Below are 21723 nucleotides of genomic sequence, written 5' to 3'. Positions count from 1 at the left end.
AGAACCTGTTCTACTTAGGGATGTGACGACAGGGACCCAGGCGCATGTGATCCAGGGCGAGCGGGTCGCCATGCCGGTGCGGATCCGGGACGCCGCCGTGGCCTCGGCCATGTTCGCCGTGCCCGCCGCCCCGGCACAGGCCGTGATCGCCTACTCCGGTCTCGAGGTGGTCGAGCCGTTCCCGGGACGGGCGGTCTGCTCGCTGGCGTTCATCCGCTACGCCGACGGCGATCTCGGCCCGTACCACGAGTTCGCCGTCGCCTTCCTGGTGCGCCCGCCGCGCGAAGGACCGCACGAGAGCGCGCCGGGCGGCCTGACGGACCTCAACGGCCTCCGCGGCCTTCGCGACGTCGGCGCGTTCATCCACTGGCTGCCGGTCAACCAGGAGTTCACCCTGGAGGCGGGCCGGTCCATCTGGGGCTTTCCCAAGGAGCTCGCGGAGATCCCCATGGACCTGTCCGGGCGGATCAAGCGGTGCGCCGTCCGGTTCGGCGGGCGCAGCGCGATCGAGGTGGCCGTCAAGCCGGGCCTGCCGGTGCCCGCCGGACGTGCCGCGCCCGAGGTCAGCGCGTACTCCTGCCTGGACGGCACGACCCGCCGCACGCCGTGGACGCTGCGGGCGTCGGGCGTGCGGGTGCGTCCCGGCGGCGCCCGCGTGACGCTCGGCGACCACCCGGTCGCCGACGAGCTGCGGGAGATCGGGCTGCACCGCGCCCGCCCGCTCAGCACCAGCACGGTCGCGCACCTGACGATGAGCTTCGCCGAGGCCGAGGAGGTCGGGCCGTGAGCTCCGAGGAGATCACCGGGCCGCGCCGGACCGCGCTGGTCACCGGGGCCGCGAGCGGGCTGGGCGCGCTGGCCGCCCAGCGGCTCGCCGCCGCCGGATGGGACGTCGTCGCCACCGACCTCGACGAGAAGGGCCTGGCCCGCACCGCGCTGCGCTCGCCCAACACCCACGTCCGCGCCTGCGACGTCGCCGACGCCGCGGCCGTCGCGACCGTGGTGGCCGAGACCGGGGCGCCGCACCGGGTCGTGCACGCCGCCGCGATCGGCCCGCTCGTCCCGGCCCTGGAGCAGCCGCTGGACGAGGTCGAGCGGGTCCTGCGGATCGGCTACCTCGGCACCGTCAACGTCGTCCGCGCCACGCTGCCCGGCATGCTGGAGCGCGGCCGGGGCGAGCTGATCCTGTTCTCCTCGCTGGCCTCCTGGGTGCCGGTGGCCGGGTCGTCGGCGTACGCGGCGGCCAAGGCCGCGGTCAACGCCTACGCCGAGACCGTCCGGCGCGAGCACGCCGGCAGCGGCGTGCGCATCCGGGTGGTGTGCCCGCGCCAGGTGGACACCCCCGGCTTCCGGGAGGCGGCCGCGGCCGACCCCGCCGCCACCGGCAACATGAAGGGCATGCCGCCGCGGACCGTCCTGGACGCGGTCGACCGCTCGCTCCGGCGCGACGGCGGCCTCTACGTCTTCCCGGACCCGCTGACCAGGGCGACCGTCCTGGCCCAGCGGTACGCGCCGGGCCTGATGGACCGCGTCCTGAGCCGGGTCACCGCCCCGTCCTGAGCCGGGGGCGGCCGGGCCCTGACCGCCCCCGGCCCCGCCCGGGACGGGTCGGACCCGCGATTTCGGGTAACCGTACGCGGACCGAATAAGCTGTCTCTTTCGCCCGGGCGGGTGAAGGGGCACCCGCACGGGGAGTCCACGGACGGTAGGGAGCAGCCTGCATGTCGTCCCAGGTGAAGGGTCGGCCGGCCACGGTCAAGGACCGCGAGATCGCCGCCGAGCAGCGCCACGTCGACGTGGCGTACGCGCGGCTGGAGGAGATGCGCGCCGAGGCCCAGGCCATGATCCGCGAGGGCTACCGGCAGTCGCTGGCCGGCACCAAGGCGTCGCTGGTGGACCGGGACGCGATGGTCCACCAGGCGGCGATGCGCGCCAAGGCCCTGGACGTGGCCGACGACGGCCTGGTGTTCGGCCGCCTCGATCTGGCCGCCGGCGGCGAGGTCCGCTACGTCGGCCGGATCGGCGTCCGCACGCCCGACCACGACTCCCTGGTGATCGACTGGCGCGCCCCGGCCGCCGAGGACTTCTACCGCGCGACCCCGGAGGACCCGCGCGGCGTGATCCGCCGCCGGGTGCTGCACTCGCGCGGGCACACCGTGGTCGACCTGGAGGACGACCTGCTCGACCCGTCCGCCGGCGAGGACCTCACGGTGGTCGGCGACGGCGCGTTCCTGGCCTCGCTGGCGCGCACCCGCGAGGGCGCGATGCGCGACATCGTGGCCACGATCCAGCGCGAGCAGGACGAGGTGATCCGCGCCCCCGCCGACGGCACCGTCCTGGTCCGCGGCGCACCCGGCACCGGCAAGACCGCGGTGGCGCTGCACCGGGTCGCCTACCTGCTGTTCCGGCACCGCCGCCGGTTCGGGTCGCGCGGCGTGCTGGTGGTCGGGCCCAACCGCCGCTTCACCGCCTACATCGAGCGGGTCCTGCCGTCGCTGGGCGAGGGCTCGGCGACGCTCCGGTCCCTGGGCGACCTGGTGGACGGCGTCACGGGCACCGTGCACGACTCCCCCGAACTGGCCCGGCTCAAGGGCGCGGAGGCGATGGGGCGGATCCTTCGCCGCGCCGTCACCGACCACGCCCCGGGGGCGCCCGACGAGCTGCGCGTGGTCTACAAGGGCGTGGTCGTCCGGCTCGACCGCGCCCGGCTCGACAAGATCCGCAACGAGGTGCACCGGCGCAGCCGCGGCAGCGTCAACGCCGCCCGGGGCCGCGCCGCCGAGGCCCTGCTGGACGCACTGTGGGACGCCTTCCGCGCGCTGGGCGGACCGGAGGCGGCGGCGACCGCCGCCGAGGGCGATCTCAGCGTCTGGAACGCGCTGCTCGCGGCCGACGGGCTGGCCGCCATCGACGAGCCGGAGGCGCCGGTCCCGGCCGGCGGCGCCGCGTCCTCCAACGGCGGCGGCGACACCATGCGCACGCAGTTCCTGGCCCGGGTCCGCGAGCAGCGCGCCTTCACCGACTTCCTGGTCGCCTGGTGGCCGCTGCGCCGCCCGCTGGAGGTGCTGCGCGCTCTCGGCGACCCGGAGCGGCTCCGCCGCGCCGCCGGGCGCGACCTCGACCGGAGCGAGGTCCGGCTGCTGGCCGGCGCCTGGGCCGGCGCCCTCGCCCCCGAGGAGACCGCCGGCGACGGCCGCGGCCCCGGCCCGGTGCTCAGCTACCAGGACATCGCGCTGCTCGACGAGCTCGACGCGCTGCTGGGCTCCCCGCCGCGCCCGTCCCGCCGCCGCCCGGCACCGGCCGAGGACGACCCGTTCGTCGTGGACGGCGTCAACATCCTCACCGGCGAGGACGTCGCCGACGACGACTGGACGCCGGAGATGCAGGAGCTCACCACCTCCATCGAGCGCCTGGAGCGATCCCGCCGGGTCGACGACGGCGTGGTCGAGGAGCGCCCCGAGTACGCCCACATCGTGGTCGACGAGGCCCAGGACCTGTCCCCCATGCAGTGGCGGATGCTGGGCCGCCGGGGCCGCCAGGCCAGCTGGACGGTCGTCGAGGACCCGGCGCAGAGCGCCTGGGAGGACCTCGACGCCGCCCGCACGGCGATGGACGTCGCGCTCGGCGCCGAGGACCCCGCGTCCTCCTCCGGCGGCCGCGGCCGGTCACGCGGCGGGCGCTCCCGGGCGCGCCGCCGCAAGCCGTCCCCGCGCCGCGCCCGCTACGAGTACGAGCTCACCACCAACTACCGCAACTCCACCGAGATCGCCGCCGTGGCGACCCGGGTGCTGGAGCTGGCGCTGCCCGGCGCCCATCCGGCCCGCGCCGTCCGCGAGTCGGGCATCGACCCGGTGGTGCGGGTGCTGCCGCGGCCCGGGCACCCGGCCGCCGCCCGCGACGCCGTCGAGGAGCTGCTGGAGCGGGTGGAGGGCACGATCGGGCTCATCCTCCCGACCGGCGACCCCGCGATCGGCGACCTGCGCGCCGCCGGGCTCCCCGAGCGCGTCCAGATCCTCGACGTCCTGGAGGCCAAGGGCCTGGAGTTCGACGCCGCGGTGATCGTGGCGCCCGAGACGGTGGCGACCCAGTCGCCGCGCGGGCTGCGCGTCCTGTACGTGGCCGTGTCCCGGGCCACCCAGCACCTGACCGTCCTCACCGCCGACCCCACCTGGTACGACACCCTCACGGGCGCCTGACCCGGGGCCCCTAGATGATCGGGGGGCGGCCGGTGCGGGTCATCCGCCAGGCCGTCCGCCAGGAGATCGGGCGGCGCGGGCCCGCGGGCTTGCGCCACCCCTCCGCGAACCCCTTGAACCACGGCTTGAGCGCGCTCGGCCTGCGCTCCCGCAGCAGCGTCATCGCCACCCACACGGCCAGGTAGGTGAGCCCGATCGTCCACGGCAGGTTGCGGCGGGCCAGCCACACCCGGTTGCGGGCGTTGTAGCGGTAGAACATGTCGTGCCGCGTGGGCAGCACCGCCGGGTGGAACATCACGGCGGACGAGTCGTACACGATCCGGTAGCCCGCGTTGAGGACCTGCCAGGCCAGGTCGGTCTCCTCGTGGGCGTAGAAGAAGTCCTCCGGGAGGCCGCCGCCGGCGTCGAACGCGGCCCGGCGGATCGCGCAGGCGCCGCCGAGGAACGTGGTGACCTCCGACGACCGCTCCGGGTCGCCCGCCCGCAGCCGCGGCACGTGCCGCCGCTCGCCGCGCCCGCCCTCGGGGTCGCGGACCCGGAACGAGATCACGCCCAGCCCCGGGTCGGCGGCGAACCGGTCGCGCAGGTAGGTTCCGAGGCGGGTGGAGCGGTACCAGCCGTCGTCGTCCAGGAACAGGATCACATCGCCGCAGGACGCCTCCACGCCCCGGTTGCGCCCCGCCGGGATCCCGACGTTCTTCGGCAGCTGCAGCGTCTTGACCCGCTCGTCGTCGAACGGCGCCTCACCGCCCTGCTCGCCGACCGGGTCGACGCCGTTGCCGACGAGCACGACCTCGACCTCGACGTGCTCCTGCTCCAGCGCGCTGCGGACGGCGCGGGCCAGCTCCTCCGGGCGGTTGCCCATCGTGAGCACCACGACCGAGAGTTTCATCTACTTGAGCCTCCGGGAGGCGAGGATGCTCACCAGGTGGAGCAGCGTCTGCACGACCGCCACGGCCGCGACCGCGACCGTCAGGACCCGGATCGCCGCGGGCGTCTCCGTACCGAGGACCACGTCGATCGCCGCGGCCGCCAGGATCAGCAGCGACAGCTCCACCGCGCCGATGATGCGGTGGAAGCGCAGCATGGACGCGGCCTGCCGGGCCAGCGCGATCCCGGTGGAGCGGGGCCGCAGCGCCCGGTCGCCGCCGGACGGGTCGGCGGTCAGCCCGGACTTGGCCCGTGCCACCACCACGTTGTCGGTCTCCGCCTTGATCAGTGCCGCGCCCAGCGCCGCGACCAGGCCCAGCTCGGTGTAGCCGCCGCTGGTCCAGCCGCCCTGCGCGGCGAACCCCAGCCCGATCAGCAGCGACACCTCGGACAGGTAGTGGCCGATGCGGTCGAGGAACACCCCGGCGACCGACGTCTGCCGCAGGTAGCGGGCGACCTCGCCGTCCACGCAGTCCAGCAGCAGGTACACCTGGATCAGCACGGCGCCGCCCAGCGCCGTCCACAGCGCGCCCGTCCCGGCGGCGGGCAGCGACACCACCACGCCGGCGGCCACGCCGCACGCCATCATCATGTACGTGAGCTGGTTGGGGCTGAAGCCCAGCCGCATCGCCAGCCAGGCGAAGTACGGCGACAGGTCGCGCATGTAGAGGCGGCCCGCCCAGTGCTCCTCGTTGCGCCGGTCCTTCAGGCCGGGCGGCTGCCCCCACCGCCGCACGTCGGCGACGCTCGCGGTGCGCCGGGACGGCCGCTGGTCGTCCCCCGGACCGGGCATCTCGGGCATCTCGGGGAGCTCAGTCGCCATGGGCTTCGACATACTCTTCCACCGCCTTGAGGATCGCGCCCTGGTCCAGGCCGAGATGCTCCAAGATCGTATAGCGGCCGGGCCTGGTCTGCGGGGCATACCGCACGGCCTCCGCGAACTGCTCGGCGGTCAGCCCCACATCACCCGGCAGCACCGGCAGCCCGTGCCGCCGCAGGCACGCCGTCACCTCGGCCAGCCGTTCCGCGCCCGCCCCCAGCCGGGTCGCGCGCAGGTGGTAGCAGAACGCGGCGCCGATCCCGGCCAGCTCACCGTGGTTGGCGGTGCCCGGGAACAGCTGGTCGATCGCGTGCAGGATCTCGTGGTCGCCGCCGCTGGACGGCCGGGACGAGCCCGCGAACGCCATCGCCATCCCCGACAGCACCAGCCCCTCGGCCAGCACGGTCAGGAACCGGTCGGACTCGATCGACTCGGGCTGGTGCAGCAGCGCCTCGGCGGCCGTGCGGGCCACCGTCAGCGCCATCCGGTCGACCGGCTCGCCGCACTCGTCGGCGGCCAGCAGCCAGTCGTCCACCGCCGAGAAGTTGCTCACCACGTCGCCGACCCCGGCCCGCACCAGCCGCTCGGGCGCGGCCCGCACGTAGTCGAGGTCGACGACCATCGCCAGCGGCATCACCACCCCGAACGACCCCTTGCCCTTGTCGTGGGTGAGGGAGGCGACCGGAGAGCAGATGCCGTCGTGGGACAGGTTGGTGGCGACCGACACCATCGGGATGCCGGCCAGCGTCGCGGCGTACTTGGTGGCGTCGATGGTGCGGCCGCCGCCGATGCCGACCACCGCCTCGTACGATCCGGCGCGCAGCTTGGCGCCGAGGCTGACCGCGGCGTCGACGGTGCCGCCCTCGACCTGGAACACCTCGCAGGCGTCCAGGGAGGGCCGCACATGCTCGGCGATCTGGTCGCCCTGGCCGGGGCCGACGGCGATGGCCACCCGCCCCTCGGTGGCGATCCGCCGGTCGGCCAGCAGATCGCCCAGGGCGGCGACCGCCCCGCGCCGGACATCGATGGACAGCGGGGCGGTCAGCATCCGCGTCAGCAAGGGCATAGGGGAGACTTCCTCGCTCGGATCGTCGGTCGGGACGTCCGGTCGTCGGGGGAGGCCCGGCCCGCCGCCGTACGGCTCACCGGGCCTTCGGGATCAGTAGCCCTTGGCGATCCGGCGGGCCTTCTCCAGGTCGTCGTGGTTGTCGACCTCGACCCACTCGACCTCGCCGATCGGGGCCACGGCGATGGCGCCGCCCCGGTTGACCAGCTCCTGGTACCCGTCCTCGTAGTAGAGGTCGGGGTCCCCTTCCCAGGTGGTCTTCAGGGCGTCGGCCAGCGGCTCGGCCGCGGCGGGCTCGATCAGGGTGGCGCCGATGTACTCCCCGTACGCCGTGGCCGGGTCCATCAGCTTGGTGATCCGCTGGAGCCGCCCCCCGGCGTCCAGGGTCACCTTCATCTCCTCGTCGGCGAGTGTTTTCACGTTGTCCACCGCCAGCAGGATGTCCGGGCCGCGGTTGGACAATAGTGTCTTCTCCACCCCGACCGGGTGCACCGTGTCGCCGTTGACCATGAGGACGCCCTTGGAGAAGTGCTCCCGAGCCAGCCACATGGAGTAGGCGTTGTTCCACTCCTCGGCCTTGTCGTTGTGGACGAGGGTGAGGGAGACGCCGTAGCGCTCCTCCAGGCCCGCCTTGCGCTCCTCGACGGCCTCCGCGCGGTAGCCGACCACGATCACCACGTCGGTCAGCCCGACCTCGGCGAGGTTGCCGAGCGCGATGTCCAGGATGGTGGTCTCGCCGTCGACGGGGACCAGCGCCTTGGGGAGAGTGTCGGTGTAGGGCCGCAGCCTCCGGCCCGCGCCCGCCGCCAGCACCATGCCGATCATGCTTTCTCGTCCTCCAGGTCGCCGATAACGCCGTCGCCGCGACCGGCACCGGCACCGTGCGCACCGGCGCGCCCGCCGGCATGCCCGACACGCACCCACGTGGCGGCGCTCTCGGTCACGAACAACACGCCAAGGTAGACGGCGAGTGCAGCGTACGCGAACGGGAGAAGACCGGTGAGGCCCGCGAGGGCCACGATCAGCATCCGGCCGTCCCAGCCCAGCCCGGCGCGGAAGAGCCGGTCCGGCGGCCGGAACCCCTGGCGGGTGCGGTACACGATGTCGTAGTGGTGGTACGCCAGGACCGCGATCAGCACGTAGACCAGCGGTGCGGCCACGCCCTGTGCGAACCCCAGTGCGGCGAGGTAACCATACTCGATCGCGCGGATCGCGGGAGGGACAAGCCAGTCGAACCTCCCGTGATGGGGATGTCCGGCGGCCGGTCCGGTCAGCAGCAGCGCCACGACGGGCGCGAACAGCGCGGTGGTGCGCTCCTCCCCGATCCCGGCGGCCAGCAGCAGGGCGCCGGCGGCGAGCGCGACCAGCGCCCCGGGCAGCGGCGGCAGCTGCCCGCGCACCAGCGCGCCGAGCCCCAGGCAGATCGGCCCGTCGTCCCGGTACAGCGGCAGCGCGTTCCGCACGGCCCCCGCCCTCGGCACAGGGACGGGAACGGGCTCCCGCGTGACCACGTTCATGGGGTGCCTCCCGCCGTCATGGTCGCTGTCATGGTCCTCAGGACTCGTCCGGCCAGGGTGTAGGCGGTCGCCACGCCTCCCCAGATCAGGAGGGCGAGGAAGGTCACGCGGGCGTCGGTGAAGGCGGCGGTGAGGGCGATCAGGGCGAAGCGCTCCCCGATCGGCAGGACCAGGATCTTCTTGGCCCAGTGCAGGGGGCGGACGCCGCTCGTCCGGGCGGACCAGCGCGCCACCGTGCCGTCCCCGTCCGCGCCGTCCGCGCCGGTATGGGCCTGGTACGAGAAGTCGATCATGTGCCGGACGGTCTGCAGGATCAGCGCGGCCATCGCCAGCGCCCACACGTCCCCGCCGTGCGCGGACGTGCCCGCCGCCGCGGCCGTGGACCCGATCGCCAGGCCCGCGTACACCGCGTACTCCTTGACCCGGTCGGACACCGCGTCCAGCCAGGCGCCCAGCGCGGAGAACCGGCCGGTGTAGCGGGCGAGCTGCCCGTCCACGCAGTCGAGGACGAACGCGAGGTACAGCAGCACCGCGCCCGTGACCATCCCGGCGCGGGTGCCGCCGGAGAACCACAGCGCCGCCAGCAGCGCCAGCGCGACGGACGCGGCCGTGACCGCGTCGGGCGTGATGCCCCGGGCGGCGACCCAGCGGACGATGTACGGCGAGTACGCGCTGACCGCGAACGTGGCGAAGAAGCCGTCGTCGCGCTTGACCGACGCCGCCAGCCGGGCGCCCTCGCCGTCGGCGTAGTCCAGCTCCGCGCGCGCCTCGGCGACCGCGGCCGGGTCGGCGGCGCGGCGGCAGACCAGGCCGCGGGCCGGGCGGTCGGCGACGTGCGTCCCGGCCCTGACCAGCCCGGCGAGGAGGGCGACGAGCGCGTCGCCGCGGAGCGTACCGTCCGCGCCCGCGCCGGTCAGGCTCGGGTCGCGGCCGGCCAGGCCCTCCGCGACGTCCGCCACCTCCGCCGCCCGGGACGGGTCGAAGCGGAGCATCCCGGGGGACGCGGCGTTGACCCGCGCGGCGGAGCCCGTCCAGGCGTCGGGGCCGGTGAAGGCGCCGGCCCCGGTGTCCACGGCGACGATCCGGCCCCTGGACACCCGTACCCCGGCGGTCCCGTGCGCGCCCGCCCGCGCGGCCGGGACGGTCACCGCCACGACCGGCCCGCCCGAGCCGTACAGCAGCCGTTCCAGCAGGGCGTCGTCGGCGACCAGGTCGGCGGGCAGCACCACGACCGGCTCCTCGGCCAGCCGGGCCGTCCGGGCGATCTCCCGGAGATCGGCGGCCGGGTCCGCGCACTCGGTGACGAAATGCCCGTCCGCGCGCAGCGCGGAGGCTCCGCGGGGACGACCGATCACCCGCACGTCCGGTACGTTGAGCGTGGCCAGCCGGTCGCACAGCCGCGCCAGCAGCGTCGGCGGATCGGCCGGTTCGCCCGGCCGGATCCGGTACGGCAGGGCGGCCGCGGGACCCGGATCGGGCCGCCCGCGGACGCGCCCGGTCGCGATGATCAACGCGATGGTCATCGGCGCCTCCGACCGCGGAAAGAAGATAGGACACGAAGGATTTTCCGGACAGTGATCGACAGGTCTCCCCCCGGACCGCACACGGCGGGGAGCAGGGACGACTGCCCAGCGTAGCGATCTCATCACCCTACGCGACGAGATGGGGATCATGGCGGAGCAGACCATCGCGGTGGTGCTGGCGGGCGGGATCGGCCAGCGTGTCGGCGCGCCGGCGCCCAAGCAGCTCATCGAGGTCGGCGGGCGGCCGATCCTGGCGCACGCGATCGCGGCGTTCGACGCCCATCCCGGCGTCGACACGGTCCTGGTGGTGATGGCCGCCGGGCACCTGCGCACCGCCGCCGCGCTGGCCGCCCCCTTCGGCAAGGTCGGCGGGGTCGTCGAGGGCGGCGACACCCGCACCGCCTCGACCGTCGCGGCGCTGCGGGCGCTGGAGGGGCACCCGGACACGGCCCGGGTGCTGTTCCACGACGCCGCACGGCCGTTCGTGGACGCCGCGGTGATCGGCCGTGTGCTGGACGCGCTGGAGGGGTACGACGCCGTCGCGGTGGGCGTGCCCTCGTCCGACACGATCGTGGCGGTCGACGAGGACGGCCTGGTCGCGGGCATGCCGCCGCGCGCGTCGCTGTGCCGGTTCCAGACGCCGCAGGGGTTCCGGCTCGGCACGGTCCGCGCCGCCTACGCGCTGGCGCTGGCCGATCCGGAGCTGCGCGCGACCGACGACTGCGGCATCGTGCACCGGTACCTGCCGGACGTGCCGATCAGGGTGGTGGAGGGCAGCGAGCGCAACCTCAAGGTCACCCACCCCCTCGACATCGTCCTGGCCGAGCATCTGGCCCGGACGCCCGCCGCCACCGACCCCCCGGAGGCCACGTGATCTTCGAGAACCGGCCCGCCGTCATCGGGCACCGCGGACTGGGCTCGGGCGACCTCGCCGCGCCCGGCGGCACCGGCACCGTGGCGGAGAACACCGTCCCCTCGCTGCTGGCGGCGCTGTCGGCGGGGGCGTCCTGGATCGAGATCGACGTCACCCGCACCGCCGACGACGCGCTGGTGCTGCGGCACGACCCGACGACCGCCGAGGGCGCGTTCCTGGTCGACACCACGGCCGAGGCCACCGGGCTGCCGCTGCTGGCCGAGGTGTTCGACGCGCTGCCGCCGGAGGTTCCGGTGGACGTGGACGTCAAGACGATCCTGGAGGACGCGGTCGACGAGCCGTCCCGGCGCACCGGCGCGCTGCTGCTGCCGGTGCTGGAGCGGGAGGCGCGGCGCCGCCCGCTGCTGGTCACCTCGTTCGACCCGTCGCTGCTGGCGCACCTGCGCGACAACCTGCGGGGGGTGCCGCTGGGGCTGCTGACCTGGCACCGGTTCCCGCTGTGGCACGGCATTCCGGCCGCCGCGGGCCTCGGCCTGCAGGCGGTGGGCGTGCACACGGCCTCGTGCGGGTTCGACCGTCCCGACACGCGGCTGCGTCCGCTGGAGCATTGCGTGGACGTGGCCCACAAGGCCGGGTTGGAGATCCTGGCCTGGTGCCCGCCCGCCGAGGGGGTCGCCGACTACGCCACGGCGGGCTTCGACGCGCTGGTGGTCAACGACGTGCCCGGGGTCGTCCGCGTGCTCGGCGAGGCCCCCGGGACGGACGCCGTCCCAGGGGCCGAGGCCGAAGCCGGGGTCTAGCCGGGGCGATCCGTCAGCGCTTGTCCTGGCCGCCGCGGAGGTCGTCGCCGCCGTACATCTGCGTCCACTCGCCGGGCTGCTGCCCGCCGGAGCCGCGCTGGGGCTCGGGACGCTCGTCGTCGGAGCCGAACGGCACCGCTCCCGACGGCGGACGCGAAGCCGGAGGGCCCGCGGGCGGCGCCTGGCCGCCAGGCGGCGCGAACGGCACCGCGCCCTGCGGCGGGCCGTACGGCTGCGGCTGCGGCACCGCCCCCGCAGCCCCGCCCGGCACCGCCCCGACGGCCCCACCGGGCACCGCCCCGACAGCCCCGCCAGGTACCGCACCCACGGCACCGCCCGGCACCGCACCCACGGCACCGCCGGGCACCGCCCCGACGGCCCCGCCCGGCACCGCACCCACGGCCCCGCCAGGCACCGCTCCCTGCGGCGGAGGAAGGCCGGGCCCCATCGGCGCGCCCGGGGCACCGTGCCTGGACGGCCTGGACGGCGCGCGCGCACCCCGCCAGCGCGAGGGCGGCAGCGACGCCACGAGCAGCGCCGCGCCGAGCACCAGCAGCACGCCGTACGGGGCGAGCACCATGTAGGCGCGGTCGAATTCGCGTGGCAGCACGCCGAGCGTGTGCTGCGCGCTGAAGATCGGGGCGGCCATCCACAGCAGGCCGATGCTCGCGAACGCCAGGCCGGGGATCAGCGAGGCCAGCGGCGACAGCCTGGAGCCCATCACCAGGCCCAGCAGCAGCGCGGCGAACAGGAACAGCCCCGTCGAGATCAGCCGGTCGGACCAGGGCGGGTCCATGAAGTTCCGGGTGTAGAGCCCGGCCCGGTGGGTCGCGTACATCAGGCTCAGGGCGATCAGCGGGGTGACGACCAACCCGATCACCGCACCGAGCCCGTGGCGTGCGCCGCTGGACATGGGCACCTCCTCGGCACGCCGGACGGGGTGCTCCCGTCCAACGTAACCTCAGACGCGGCGCCGAGCCGAGCGGTTCGCCCCAGTTGTCACGTTTTGGCCGGAGTCGGCTGGCCCAGGCCGGGCGGGCTCGTCAGGAAGCCCACGCCCCACGACAGGTGCATGGTCGCGAACACCAGCGGCAGCCGGAGCCAGGCCGACACCGGCAGCCCGCGCCCCTCGACCGCCGCGCCCGCCACGATCGCCAGCGCGTACCCGCCCGGGACGATCCAGCCCGGCCAGAACCCGAACGCCCCGGCCACCGCGCCCGCCGCCATCGCCACCACCGCCAGCGGCGGCGCCAGGTAGCGCAGGTTCAGTGTGCCCTGGTGCTCGCGGCCCACCACGCGCCGCCACCGCCCGGTGTGGAAGTACTGCTTGGCCAGGGCCCGCAGGTCGGGCCGGGGCCGGTAGGTGACCCGCATCCGCGGGGTGAAGTAGACGCGGCCGCCGGTCTGCCGGATCCGGTGGTTCATCTCCCAGTCCTGGGCGCGCACGAACGTCTCGTCGTACCCGCCGACCCGCTCCAGCGCGCTGCGCCGGAAGGTGCCCAGGTAGACCGTCTCGACCTCGCCGGCCTCGCCGCCGGTGTGGAACCGCGCGTTGCCCACGCCGATCTTGGACGTCATCGCCCGCGCCACGGCCTGCTCGAACGGGGTGACGCCCTCGGCGGCCATGATCCCGCCGACGTTGTCCGCGCCGGTCTCCTCCATCGTCTCCACGGCCGCCCGCACGTAGTCGACCGGCAGCAGCGAGTGCCCGTCCACCCGGACGATGATCGAGTACTGGGAGGCCTTGATGGCGATGTTGAGGCCCTGCGGGGTGCGGCCGGTGGGGTTGGCCACCACCACGATCCGCGGGTCCTCGGCGGCCAGCCGGGCGGCGATCTCCTCGGTGCGGTCGCGGGACGGCCCGATCGCCAGGACCAGCTCCAGTTCGCCCGGATACTCCTGGGTCAGGATGCGGCGGACGGCGTCGGTCAGGTGCCGCTCCTCGTTCAGCACCGGCATCACCACCGACACCGCGGGCCAGGTGCGGTCCGTGGTGCCGGGCTGCGGGGCGCTCTGCGCGCGGGAAGAAGAGGGATTCATCTCGGAGTCGCGGGCTCTCTCTCGATCGTCCATGACGCGGCTCGAACCACCCGGGCTTCCGGGACGTTGGTCAAGACGGCGCCACGTTACTGCAAGGACACGAGGTCCAGGTACCGAACGGACGGGGTGTCCCCACTTTAGAGTGGGACCACTCGTGTCATAAGGCACCGACGACTTCTCGGGAGGCGGCCCCAGGATGGCAGACGGGCCCAGGAGGGGCGGCGGGCGCGGACCCGCCGACGGCGAACCCGACCCGCTGGAGCGCTACTTCCGGCCGCGTCCCGGGGGCGCGGCCGGCGGCGCGGCGGGCGGCGACGAGGAGATCGACGGCGTCACCGTCGACGGCGTCCCGGCGCCCCGGGTGGAGGTGGACGGCCCGCGCGGCCCGCGCCGCCCGGCCCCCGGGCTGAGCCGGCGGTCCGCGCTCAGCGCCCGCAGGCAGCGCCGGTTCCTCACCCTGACGGGGGCGATGTCGGCGTTCGTGCTGCTCACCTCGGGCGGCGCCTGGGCGTTCCAGAACTACGTCACCGGCATGATCGACAGCGTCAACGTCGGCGGCCTGGGCAGGGGCGGGGACGCGCCGAAGGGCGCGATGACGATCCTCGTCGCGGGCGTCGACCGGCGCGAGGGCCTCACCCGCGAGCAGCAGAAGGCGGCGCGGCTGGGCCGCGAGCCGGGCGAGCGCTCCGACACGATGCTGCTGGTGCAGGTCTCGCGGAACCACGACCGGGTCACGGTGGTGAACCTGCCCCGCGACTCGTACGTGACGATCCCCGGGCACAGGTCCAACGGCTCGGAGGGGCCGAAGGGCACCCCGGTCATGCCCCGTCACGGCAAGCTGACCTGGGCCTACCAGTTCGGCGGGCCCGACCTGGCGGTCGACACCGTCAAGCGTTCCACCGGCGTGTCGATCGACCACTACGTCGAGGTCAACTTCTACGGCTTCGTCAACATGGTCGACGCGCTGGGCGGCGTGGACGTGTGCACCGAGCAGCCCATCAACGACCGCAAGAGCGGCCTGGTGCTGCCCGCGGGCAAGTCCCACCTCGACGGGCTCAAGGCGCTCGGCTTCGCCCGCGCCCGCTACACCCTGACCGGCGGCAGCGACCTGGGCCGCATCGACCGGCAGCAGCAGTTCATGGCGGCGATGATGAAGCAGGCGCTGAGCAGCAGGACCCTCAGCGACCCGGCCAAGTCGACGAAGTTCCTCAACGCCGCGCTCAAGTCCCTGCGGGTGGACGAGAAGCTCGCCGACGACCTGCCCGGCCTGGCCGACCAGATGAAGGACCTGTCGACCGACAACCTCACCTTCGCCAAGGTCCCGCTGGCCAACCCCGACCACCCGGCCCAGCTCTGGAACGCCCCGACCCCCCAGTCGACCGTCCTGTGGGACCAGAACCGCGCCGACGACCTCTTCACCAAGCTCAGGCGCGACCAGCCGGTCAGCACGCCGAAGCCGGCCGCCGCGCCCGCGACGCCCACGCCGCCGAAGCCGACCGGCCCGACCGTCCCGCCCGAGGACGTCACCGTCAGCGTGCTGAACGCGATCGGCACCCCCGGGCTGGCCACCAAGGCCGGTTCCCAGCTCCGCCGCGAGGGCTTCAAGGTCACGGTCGTGCCGGGCGTGGCGCGCCGCGGCCTGAAGACCACCACGATCCAGTACGGCCCGTCCCGCGAGGACTCCGCCAAGACCCTGGCGGCCGCCATTCCCGGCGCCAAGCTCAAGAAGGTCGACTCGCTGGGCTCCCGCGTCCAGGTGATGGTGGGCGGCGACTGGTCGGGCGTGGAGAAGGTGAAGGTGCAGCCCTCCCCGTCCGCCACCCCCGCCGACCGCACCCTGGAGACCGGCACCGCCACCCAGAAGCTCTGCAAGGGCTGAAGTCGCGGGACTCCTCGCCGGCCTCCGCCGCATGCGGCGGGAAAGCCGGGACTCATAGCGCATGCTACCCGCCGGTACACTGCGCCGGTCGGTGCCCGCGACCGCTACGCGCGGCGACGCGGGGTACGTCCCTCACCGGACACGGCTGAACGAGGAGAGGAGTCGCCTTGACCCACCGCTTGACGGTGATCGGCACCGGGTATCTCGGTGCCACCCACGCCGCCTGCATGGCGGATCTGGGCTTCGAGGTGCTGGGGCTGGACGTCGACGAGCGCAAAGTGGCCCGCCTGGCGGCGGGCGACCTGCCCTTCTACGAGCCGGGCCTGGAGCCGGTGCTCCGGCGCAACCTCGAGAACGGGCGGCTCCGCTTCACCACCTCCTACGAGGAGGCCGCCGAGTTCGGCGACGTGCACTTCATCTGCGTCGGCACGCCGCAGAAGGCGGGCGAGTACGCCGCCGACATGACCTACGTCGACGACGCCGTCTCCTCGCTGGCGCCGATGCTGCACCGGCCGTGCCTGGTGGTGGGCAAGTCCACGGTGCCGGTGGGCACCGCCGCCCGGCTGGCCGAGCGGATCGGGATGCTGGCGCCCGCCGACGGCGACGCCGTGCTGGCCTGGAACCCGGAGTTCCTGCGCGAGGGCTTCGCCGTCCAGGACACCCTCAACCCCGACCGCATCGTCGTCGGCGTCCCGGGCGACCAGGGCGCCGCCGAGCGGGCCGAGAAGATCCTGCGCGAGCTGTACTCCTCCATGCTGGCCGAGGGCACCCCGTTCATCGTGGCCGACTACCCGACCTCCGAGCTGGTGAAGGTGTCGGCCAACGCGTTCCTGGCCACCAAGATCTCCTTCATCAACGCGATGGCGGAGGTGTGCGAGGCCGCGCACGCCGACGTGACCAAGCTGTCGGAGGCGCTGTCGCACGACGACCGGATCGGCGGCCGGTTCCTGGGCGCCGGGCTGGGCTTCGGCGGCGGCTGCCTGCCCAAGGACATCCGCGCGTTCATGGCCCGCGCCGGGGAACTGGGCGTCGACCAGGCGCTGAGCTTCCTGCGCGAGGTGGACGAGATCAACATCCGCCGCCGGATCCGCATGGTCGACCTGGCCCGGCTGCTGCTCGGCGGGTCGTTCATCGGCCGCACGGTCGGGGTGCTCGGCGCGGCGTTCAAGCCCAACTCCGACGACGTGCGCGACTCCCCGGCGCTGGACGTGGCCGCCACGATCCGGGGGCAGGGCGGCAAGGTGACCGTGTACGACCCGCAGGCCATGGGGAACGCGCGCCGCGCGCACCCCGAGCTCGACTTCGGCGGATCGGCCCTGGACGCCGCCCGGGACGCGCACGTGGTGCTGCTGCTGACCGAGTGGGAGGAGTTCCGCGAGATGGACCCGGCGGCGCTCGCCGAGGTGGTCGCGGAGCGGAACATCGTCGACGGCCGCAACGCCCTCGACCCCGAGCAATGGCGCGCGGCGGGCTGGAACTACCGCGCGCTCGGCCGCCCCTGAGGGAACGGGCGCCGGGGAACGAACGGGCGGGCGCCGCTGTTGTGAGCGGCATGGGCGATGAGTACGCGGACCAGGCCGTGATCCGGCGGCTTCTCAACGAGTCGAGGACATGGGCGTTCGTGGGCCTGCGGGACAACCCCGCGAGGGAGGTCCACACCCAGGCGCGGCTGCTCCAGCAGCGGGGCAAGCGGATCATTCCGGTGCACCCGGCGGCGGAGACCGTGCTGGGCGAGACGGGTTACGCGGCGCTGGCGGACGTGCCCGAGAAGCCCGACGTCGTCGGGATCTACCGGCGTGCGGAGTTCGCGGGCGCGGCGGTGGACGAGGCGATCGCGGCGGGCGCCAAGGCCGTCTGGCTCCCGCTGGACGTGGTCGACACGGCCGCGGCGCGGCGGGCGAAGGAGGCCGGCCTGGAGGTGGTCATGGACCGCTGCCCGGCCGTCGAATGGGCCCTGCGCCGCTGAGAGCCCAGCTCAGAGGCTTTCGCGCAGGCGGGCGCCCTTGGCCTTGGCCTGGTCGTACAGGTCCTTCTGGAAGTCCTGCATCCTCGCCCTGAGGGCCTCGTCGGAGGCGGCGAGGATGCGGACGGCCAGCAGGCCCGCGTTGCGCGCCGCGCCGACGGCGACGGTGGCGACCGGGACCCCGGCGGGCATCTGGACGATCGACAGCAGCGAGTCCATGCCGTCCAGGTACTTGAGCGGGACCGGGACGCCGATCACCGGGAGCGGCGTCACCGAGGCCAGCATGCCCGGCAGGTGCGCGGCGCCGCCCGCCCCGGCGATGATCACCCGCAGCCCGCGGCGGGCGGCGTCCTCGCCGTAGGCGATCATGTCGTGCGGCATCCGGTGCGCGGAGACGACGTCGGCCTCGTAGGCGACGCCGAACTCCTCCAGCGCCTCGGCCGCGGCCTTCATCACGGGCCAGTCGGAGTCGCTGCCCATCACCACGCCGACGCTCGTCACGCGTCCTCCCCCTCGCCGTCCTTCTCGTTGACCGGCTCGCCGTCCGCCGCGGCGGGGCCCATGGCCGAGCCCCAGCGCAGGAAGTCGGCCGCGTGCCGGGCGCGTTCCCGCAGGTCGTCCAGGTCGGAGCCGAGCACGGTCACGTGCCCGACCTTGCGCCCGGGACGGATGTCCTTGCCGTAGAAGTGCACCTTGACGCCCGGGTCGTGGGCCATCACGTGCAGGTAGCGATGGTAGATCCCGGGCGCGTCGCCGCCCAGCACGTTCGCCATCACGGTGTAGGGGGCGGCCGGCTCGGTGGAGCCCAGCGGCAGGTCGAGCACGGCCCGCAGGTGCTGCTCGAACTGGGACGTGCGGGCGCCCTCGATCGTCCAGTGGCCGGAGTTGTGCGGGCGCATCGCCAGCTCGTTCACCAGCAGCCCGCCCTCGGTCTCGAACAGCTCGACCGCCAGCAGCCCGGTCACCCCGAGCTTCTCGGCGATGTCGAGGGCGAGCCGCTGCGCCTCGGCGGCGCGGTCGCCGTCCAGGCCGGGCGCGGGCGAGATCACCTCGACGCAGATGCCGTTCTCCTGGACGGTCTCCACCACCGGGTACGCGGCGCCCTGCCCGTGCGGGGACCGGGCGACCAGCGCGGCCAGCTCGCGGCGGAACGGGACGTGCTCCTCCACCATCAGGTCGACGCCCTCGGCGACCAGGCGGGACACCAGGTCCCACGCGTCGCGGTCGAGGGCGTCCAGGATCCACACGCCCTTGCCGTCGTAGCCGCCGCGGGTGGCCTTCAGCACCAGCGGCCAGCCGTGGTCGCGGGCGAAGACCTCCAGGAACGCCAGCGGGGCCCGGTCGGGCACGTGGCCGTAGGCGGGGCAGGGCGCGCCGATCGCGCTCAGCCGCTCCCGCATGACCAGCTTGTCCTGGGCGTGCAGCAGCGCCGCCGAGCCGGGCCGGCACGGGATCCCCGAGTCCTCCAGGTCGCGGATGTGCGCGCCCGGCACGTGCTCGTGGTCGAAGGTCACCACGTCGCAGCCCTTGGCGAAGGCGCGCAGGTCGTCGAGCGAGGAGTCGTCGCCGACGCGCACGTCCGCGCACACCCGGGCGGCCGAGTCGCCGGGCGACCCGGCGAGCACCCGCAGCGACACGCCGAGACCGATCGCGGCCTGCTGGGTCATCCTGGCCAGCTGGCCGCCGCCCGCCATCCCGACCACGGGCATCTGCGCTGGATCTGTCACGATCAGTAGGTTATCGGGCGGGACGGGGTGCGCCGTCATCGCGCAGGGTGATCGTCCCTCGTCAGCGCGGCGGGCCCGCGGGCGCCGCCACCGGGGCCGGGATCGGGGTGAACGGAACCGGCACGGGCGGCGTCAAAGCGGATGGGAGTCGAGCGGGAGCGAGTGTGATCGGCTCCTGGGCGGGGAGGGGAAGAGGCACGGTACCGTGAACGTTCTTGTTGCCCGTCTCACCGGCCACATGCGTCTATCCTCATCTAGCCTTCGCAGTAGCCGACCCGCGCCGGCCCAGCGCCGCGGCGCGGCAGCCGTTTCCCGGAAGGACGGTTCCCCTTCGTGAACCTGCTCTCCCGTCTCTACCGACGGTTCGCCCATCTGGTGCGGGAACTGGCGAAGTTCGGCAGTGTCGGCGCGGTCGCCTTCGTGATCACGTTCGTCCTGAGCAACGCGCTCCACCTGGAGTCGGGCCTGGGGATGGGGCCGCTGTCCTCCAACGCCATCGCGACCGTGGTGGCGACCACGTTCGCGTACGTCGCCAACCGCTACTGGACGTTCCGGCACCGCGACCGGACCGGGCTGGGCCGCGAGTACGTGCTGTTCTTCGCGCTGAACGGCGTCGGGCTGGTGATCACCCAGCTGTTCATCGGCTTCACCAGCTACGTGCTCGGGCTGACCGGGCCGATCCCGTACAACGCCTCGCTGATCGTCGGCACCGGCGTGGCGACGCTGTTCCGCTTCTGGTCGTACAAGAAGTGGGTGTTCCTGCCGGTGGAGGCCCCGCAGGTCGACCCGCACTCCGGGCTCCCGGAGGCCGCGCCGCAGCACCTGGCCGCTCCCGCGCAGCAGGACGTCCCAGGGCAGCCGGACGCCCCCCGGCACCGGCTCAACGGGCACACGCCGCCCTCGCACGAGCTGGGCCGCCCCGCCGACGGCAACCCCGCCGAGGGCTACGCCGAGTTCACCGCCCCCAGCCCCCGCTGACCCCCTCAAAGGGATCGGACGGGCCAGGATGTCGGACGGGCCGGGGGATCAGGCGGGGCCGATCACGACGCGTTCGGACGCCAGGCGCGCCTCGGCGGCCTGGCGCAGGAACACCCCGAACACCGCGGGTCTCGACTGGATCAGCTCCAGCCGCCCGCCGTCCACCACCGCCAGCGAGCGGGCCAGGTAGAGCCCCAGCCCGGTGCCCTTGCCGCTGCTGACGCTGCGCTCGAAGATCCGCGCCTCCAGCTCCTGGGGGATCCCGGTGCCCTGGTCGCCCACCTCCACCACCACCGAGCTGGCGCCCAGCTTGGTGTTGATCGTGACCGGGCCGGCGCCGTGCACCAGCGAGTTGTCCAGCAGCGTCGCGATGATCTGGGACAGCCCCTCCGGGCTGGTCATGCCGATCAGCCCGCGCTCGCCGGTCATGGTCACGTCCCGGCCGTCCCGCCGGAAGATCGGCCGCCACTCCTCGACCTGCTGGGCGATGATGTCGTCGATCGGCGCCGGCACCGCCGCCCCGGTGCGGTCGTGCCGGGACCTGGCCAGCAGCTGCTCCACCACCGCGACCAGCCGCTCCGCCTGCGCCACCGCGGCGGCGCCCTCCTCGCGCACCACGTCCGGGTACTCGGCCGCCTCGATCATCTCCTCCAGCCGCATCGACAGCGCGGTCAGCGGGGTGCGCAGCTGGTGGCTGGCGTCGGAGGCGAACTCGCGGCTGGCGGCCAGCAGGTCGGCGATCCGCACCGCGCTGCGGTCCAGCACCTCGGCGACCCGGTCGACCTCGGCGATGCCGTACCGGCGGCGGCGCGGGCGGGCGTTGCCGGTGCCGAGCCGGTCGGCGGTCTCGGCGAGGTCGATCAGCGGCAGGGTGAGCTTGCGGGCCTGGACCATCGCCAGCCCCACCGTCACCGCCACCCCCAGAGCGGCCAGGCTGCCGATCAGGAACATCAGCCGCAGCGCCTCGTCCTGCACCTGGCCGGCCGGGCGGGACACCTGGACGCGCACGCCGCCGCCCGTCATGGAGGCGGTGAGCAGCTCGGTGCCGCGGGCCGGGCGGAAGCCCGCCGTGACCACCTGGTCGTTGGCCAGGGTTATGACGATGTAGCGGCCGGGATACTCCTGGGAGATCTTCTGCGCCGTGATCGGCTGGCCGGCCTCCAGGCTGAAACCGACCCCGCCGAGGATGGAGGCCGCCTCGCGGTCCAGCGACTGGCGGGCCTCCTCGTAGATGAGCTTGTGCGTGGCATAGGCGAGGGGGATCCCGAGCAGCAGGATCGCGACGACCGCCACCGCGAGCGTCGACAGCAGCAGTCGGCGCCTCATCAGGGCTCCTTCGAGGGTGGGGAAGGACGGGGCTGCGGGCGGCCTGCGGCTGCCGGGCCGCCCGGGACGAGCGCCCGCGGGCGC

General features: G+C 74.2%; 20 protein-coding genes. 9 read left to right on the top strand and 11 right to left on the bottom strand.

Annotation, left to right across the window (positions count from 1 at the left end; all coding sequences use genetic code 11):
* Positions 1-22 precede the first annotated feature (22 nt).
* From ACZ466_RS28280 to ACZ466_RS28270, 3 genes are all read left to right on the top strand, one after another.
* Positions 23-787: an acetoacetate decarboxylase family protein gene (locus tag ACZ466_RS28280; RefSeq protein ID WP_378290165.1), complete on the top strand. Its 765-nt coding sequence runs from the start codon at positions 23-25 to the stop codon at positions 785-787.
* Entirely contained in the window at positions 784-1560 is a 777-nt protein-coding gene (locus tag ACZ466_RS28275) for an SDR family NAD(P)-dependent oxidoreductase (protein ID WP_378290167.1), read from the top strand. Before ACZ466_RS28280 ends, ACZ466_RS28275 begins: the two co-directional genes overlap by 4 nt.
* 161 nt (positions 1561-1721) lie before the next feature.
* Entirely contained in the window at positions 1722-4196 is a 2475-nt protein-coding gene (locus ACZ466_RS28270; protein ID WP_378290169.1) for a HelD family protein, read from the top strand.
* 10 nt (positions 4197-4206) lie between these two features.
* Here ACZ466_RS28270 and ACZ466_RS28265 read toward each other — a convergent pair whose 3' ends face one another.
* The 6 genes from ACZ466_RS28265 to ACZ466_RS28240 all read right to left on the bottom strand — a co-directional run bounded on the left by ACZ466_RS28265 (position 4207) and on the right by ACZ466_RS28240 (position 10052).
* Positions 4207-5088, bottom strand: a complete 882-nt coding sequence (locus ACZ466_RS28265; protein WP_378290171.1) for a glycosyltransferase family 2 protein — start codon at positions 5086-5088, stop codon at positions 4207-4209.
* A complete protein-coding gene (locus ACZ466_RS28260) occupies positions 5089-5919 on the bottom strand; it encodes a CDP-alcohol phosphatidyltransferase family protein (RefSeq protein ID WP_378290197.1) in 831 nt (276 codons plus the stop codon).
* 19 nt (positions 5920-5938) lie between these two features.
* Positions 5939-6994, bottom strand: a complete 1056-nt coding sequence (locus ACZ466_RS28255) for an iron-containing alcohol dehydrogenase family protein (RefSeq protein ID WP_378290199.1) — start codon at positions 6992-6994, stop codon at positions 5939-5941.
* 111 nt (positions 6995-7105) lie between these two features.
* Positions 7106-7837, bottom strand: coding sequence for a phosphocholine cytidylyltransferase family protein (locus ACZ466_RS28250; protein ID WP_378290173.1), 732 nt, complete (start codon positions 7835-7837; stop codon positions 7106-7108).
* Positions 7834-8529, bottom strand: a complete 696-nt coding sequence (locus tag ACZ466_RS28245) for a DUF5941 domain-containing protein (protein ID WP_378290175.1) — start codon at positions 8527-8529, stop codon at positions 7834-7836. Before ACZ466_RS28245 ends, ACZ466_RS28250 begins: the two co-directional genes overlap by 4 nt.
* On the bottom strand, positions 8526-10052 hold the full coding sequence (locus ACZ466_RS28240; protein ID WP_378290177.1) for a CDP-alcohol phosphatidyltransferase family protein: 1527 nt from the start codon (positions 10050-10052) through the stop codon (positions 8526-8528). The genes ACZ466_RS28245 and ACZ466_RS28240 overlap by 4 nt, the downstream gene beginning before the upstream one ends.
* A 148-nt stretch (positions 10053-10200) precedes the next feature.
* On the opposite strand from ACZ466_RS28240, the gene ispD reads away from it, so the two are divergent.
* Both ispD and ACZ466_RS28230 read left to right on the top strand, forming a co-directional pair.
* Positions 10201-10926, top strand: a complete 726-nt coding sequence (ispD, locus tag ACZ466_RS28235; RefSeq protein WP_378290179.1) for a 2-C-methyl-D-erythritol 4-phosphate cytidylyltransferase — start codon at positions 10201-10203, stop codon at positions 10924-10926.
* Complete coding sequence (locus ACZ466_RS28230) at positions 10923-11726, top strand: glycerophosphodiester phosphodiesterase (RefSeq protein WP_378290181.1); 804 nt, start codon at positions 10923-10925, stop codon at positions 11724-11726. The genes ispD and ACZ466_RS28230 overlap by 4 nt, the downstream gene beginning before the upstream one ends.
* Positions 11727-11739: 13 nt before the next feature.
* Here the strand turns inward: ACZ466_RS28230 and ACZ466_RS28225 are convergent, their stop codons facing one another.
* On the bottom strand, positions 11740-12639 hold the full coding sequence (locus tag ACZ466_RS28225; RefSeq protein ID WP_378290183.1) for a hypothetical protein: 900 nt from the start codon (positions 12637-12639) through the stop codon (positions 11740-11742).
* Positions 12640-12725: 86 nt separating this feature from the next.
* Positions 12726-13766 (bottom strand): glycosyltransferase family 2 protein, encoded by a 1041-nt coding sequence (locus ACZ466_RS28220; protein ID WP_378290201.1) that lies wholly within the window; start codon positions 13764-13766, stop codon positions 12726-12728.
* A 196-nt stretch (positions 13767-13962) separates the two neighbouring features.
* Between ACZ466_RS28220 and ACZ466_RS28215 the strand changes: the two genes are divergently transcribed.
* The 3 genes from ACZ466_RS28215 to ACZ466_RS28205 all read left to right on the top strand — a co-directional run bounded on the left by ACZ466_RS28215 (position 13963) and on the right by ACZ466_RS28205 (position 17611).
* The gene (locus ACZ466_RS28215; RefSeq protein WP_378290185.1) at positions 13963-15645 is read left to right on the top strand and encodes an LCP family protein; all 1683 of its coding nucleotides are present in this window, start codon (positions 13963-13965) and stop codon (positions 15643-15645) included.
* Positions 15646-15872: 227 nt separating this feature from the next.
* Complete coding sequence (locus ACZ466_RS28210; RefSeq protein ID WP_378290203.1) at positions 15873-17147, top strand: UDP-glucose dehydrogenase family protein; 1275 nt, start codon at positions 15873-15875, stop codon at positions 17145-17147.
* Between the two features lie 50 nt (positions 17148-17197).
* Positions 17198-17611, top strand: coding sequence for a CoA-binding protein (locus tag ACZ466_RS28205; RefSeq protein WP_378290187.1), 414 nt, complete (start codon positions 17198-17200; stop codon positions 17609-17611).
* A 9-nt stretch (positions 17612-17620) separates the two neighbouring features.
* On the opposite strand, the gene purE is transcribed toward ACZ466_RS28205, so the two are convergent.
* Positions 17621-18088 carry a 5-(carboxyamino)imidazole ribonucleotide mutase gene (purE, locus tag ACZ466_RS28200; RefSeq protein WP_378290205.1) on the bottom strand — a complete coding sequence of 156 codons (468 nt, stop codon included), beginning with the start codon at positions 18086-18088 and terminating at the stop codon, positions 17621-17623.
* Positions 18089-18105: 17 nt separating this feature from the next.
* On the bottom strand, positions 18106-19317 hold the full coding sequence (locus tag ACZ466_RS28195; protein ID WP_378290207.1) for a 5-(carboxyamino)imidazole ribonucleotide synthase: 1212 nt from the start codon (positions 19315-19317) through the stop codon (positions 18106-18108).
* Between the two features lie 351 nt (positions 19318-19668).
* Here ACZ466_RS28195 and ACZ466_RS28190 point away from each other — a divergent pair, with 351 nt between their 5' ends.
* Positions 19669-20313 (top strand): GtrA family protein, encoded by a 645-nt coding sequence (locus tag ACZ466_RS28190; protein ID WP_378290189.1) that lies wholly within the window; start codon positions 19669-19671, stop codon positions 20311-20313.
* Positions 20314-20361: 48 nt separating this feature from the next.
* Here the strand turns inward: ACZ466_RS28190 and ACZ466_RS28185 are convergent, their stop codons facing one another.
* The gene (locus ACZ466_RS28185; protein WP_378290191.1) at positions 20362-21639 is read right to left on the bottom strand and encodes an ATP-binding protein; all 1278 of its coding nucleotides are present in this window, start codon (positions 21637-21639) and stop codon (positions 20362-20364) included.
* Positions 21640-21723: the final 84 nt, after the last annotated feature.

Source organism: Actinomadura rugatobispora (assembly GCF_055379765.1).
Note: the sequence above shows the minus strand (reverse complement) of the source record. Positions and strands in the feature narration are given on the sequence as shown.

Coding starts and splice junctions, on each gene's coding strand:
- ispD (WP_378290179.1), top strand. CDS start 10,201: ATGGCGGAGCAGACCATCGCGGTGGTGCTGGCGGGCGGGATCGGCCAG.
- ACZ466_RS28220 (WP_378290201.1), bottom strand. CDS start 13,766: ATGAATCCCTCTTCTTCCCGCGCGCAGAGCGCCCCGCAGCCCGGCACC.
- ACZ466_RS28250 (WP_378290173.1), bottom strand. CDS start 7,837: ATGATCGGCATGGTGCTGGCGGCGGGCGCGGGCCGGAGGCTGCGGCCC.
- ACZ466_RS28195 (WP_378290207.1), bottom strand. CDS start 19,317: ATGCCCGTGGTCGGGATGGCGGGCGGCGGCCAGCTGGCCAGGATGACC.
- ACZ466_RS28245 (WP_378290175.1), bottom strand. CDS start 8,529: ATGAACGTGGTCACGCGGGAGCCCGTTCCCGTCCCTGTGCCGAGGGCG.
- ACZ466_RS28225 (WP_378290183.1), bottom strand. CDS start 12,639: ATGTCCAGCGGCGCACGCCACGGGCTCGGTGCGGTGATCGGGTTGGTC.
- ACZ466_RS28210 (WP_378290203.1), top strand. CDS start 15,873: ATGGCGGATCTGGGCTTCGAGGTGCTGGGGCTGGACGTCGACGAGCGC.
- ACZ466_RS28215 (WP_378290185.1), top strand. CDS start 13,963: ATGGCAGACGGGCCCAGGAGGGGCGGCGGGCGCGGACCCGCCGACGGC.
- ACZ466_RS28185 (WP_378290191.1), bottom strand. CDS start 21,639: ATGAGGCGCCGACTGCTGCTGTCGACGCTCGCGGTGGCGGTCGTCGCG.
- ACZ466_RS28265 (WP_378290171.1), bottom strand. CDS start 5,088: ATGAAACTCTCGGTCGTGGTGCTCACGATGGGCAACCGCCCGGAGGAG.
- purE (WP_378290205.1), bottom strand. CDS start 18,088: ATGGGCAGCGACTCCGACTGGCCCGTGATGAAGGCCGCGGCCGAGGCG.
- ACZ466_RS28270 (WP_378290169.1), top strand. CDS start 1,722: ATGTCGTCCCAGGTGAAGGGTCGGCCGGCCACGGTCAAGGACCGCGAG.
- ACZ466_RS28240 (WP_378290177.1), bottom strand. CDS start 10,052: ATGACCATCGCGTTGATCATCGCGACCGGGCGCGTCCGCGGGCGGCCC.
- ACZ466_RS28260 (WP_378290197.1), bottom strand. CDS start 5,919: ATGCCCGGTCCGGGGGACGACCAGCGGCCGTCCCGGCGCACCGCGAGC.
- ACZ466_RS28255 (WP_378290199.1), bottom strand. CDS start 6,994: ATGCTGACCGCCCCGCTGTCCATCGATGTCCGGCGCGGGGCGGTCGCC.
- ACZ466_RS28205 (WP_378290187.1), top strand. CDS start 17,198: ATGGGCGATGAGTACGCGGACCAGGCCGTGATCCGGCGGCTTCTCAAC.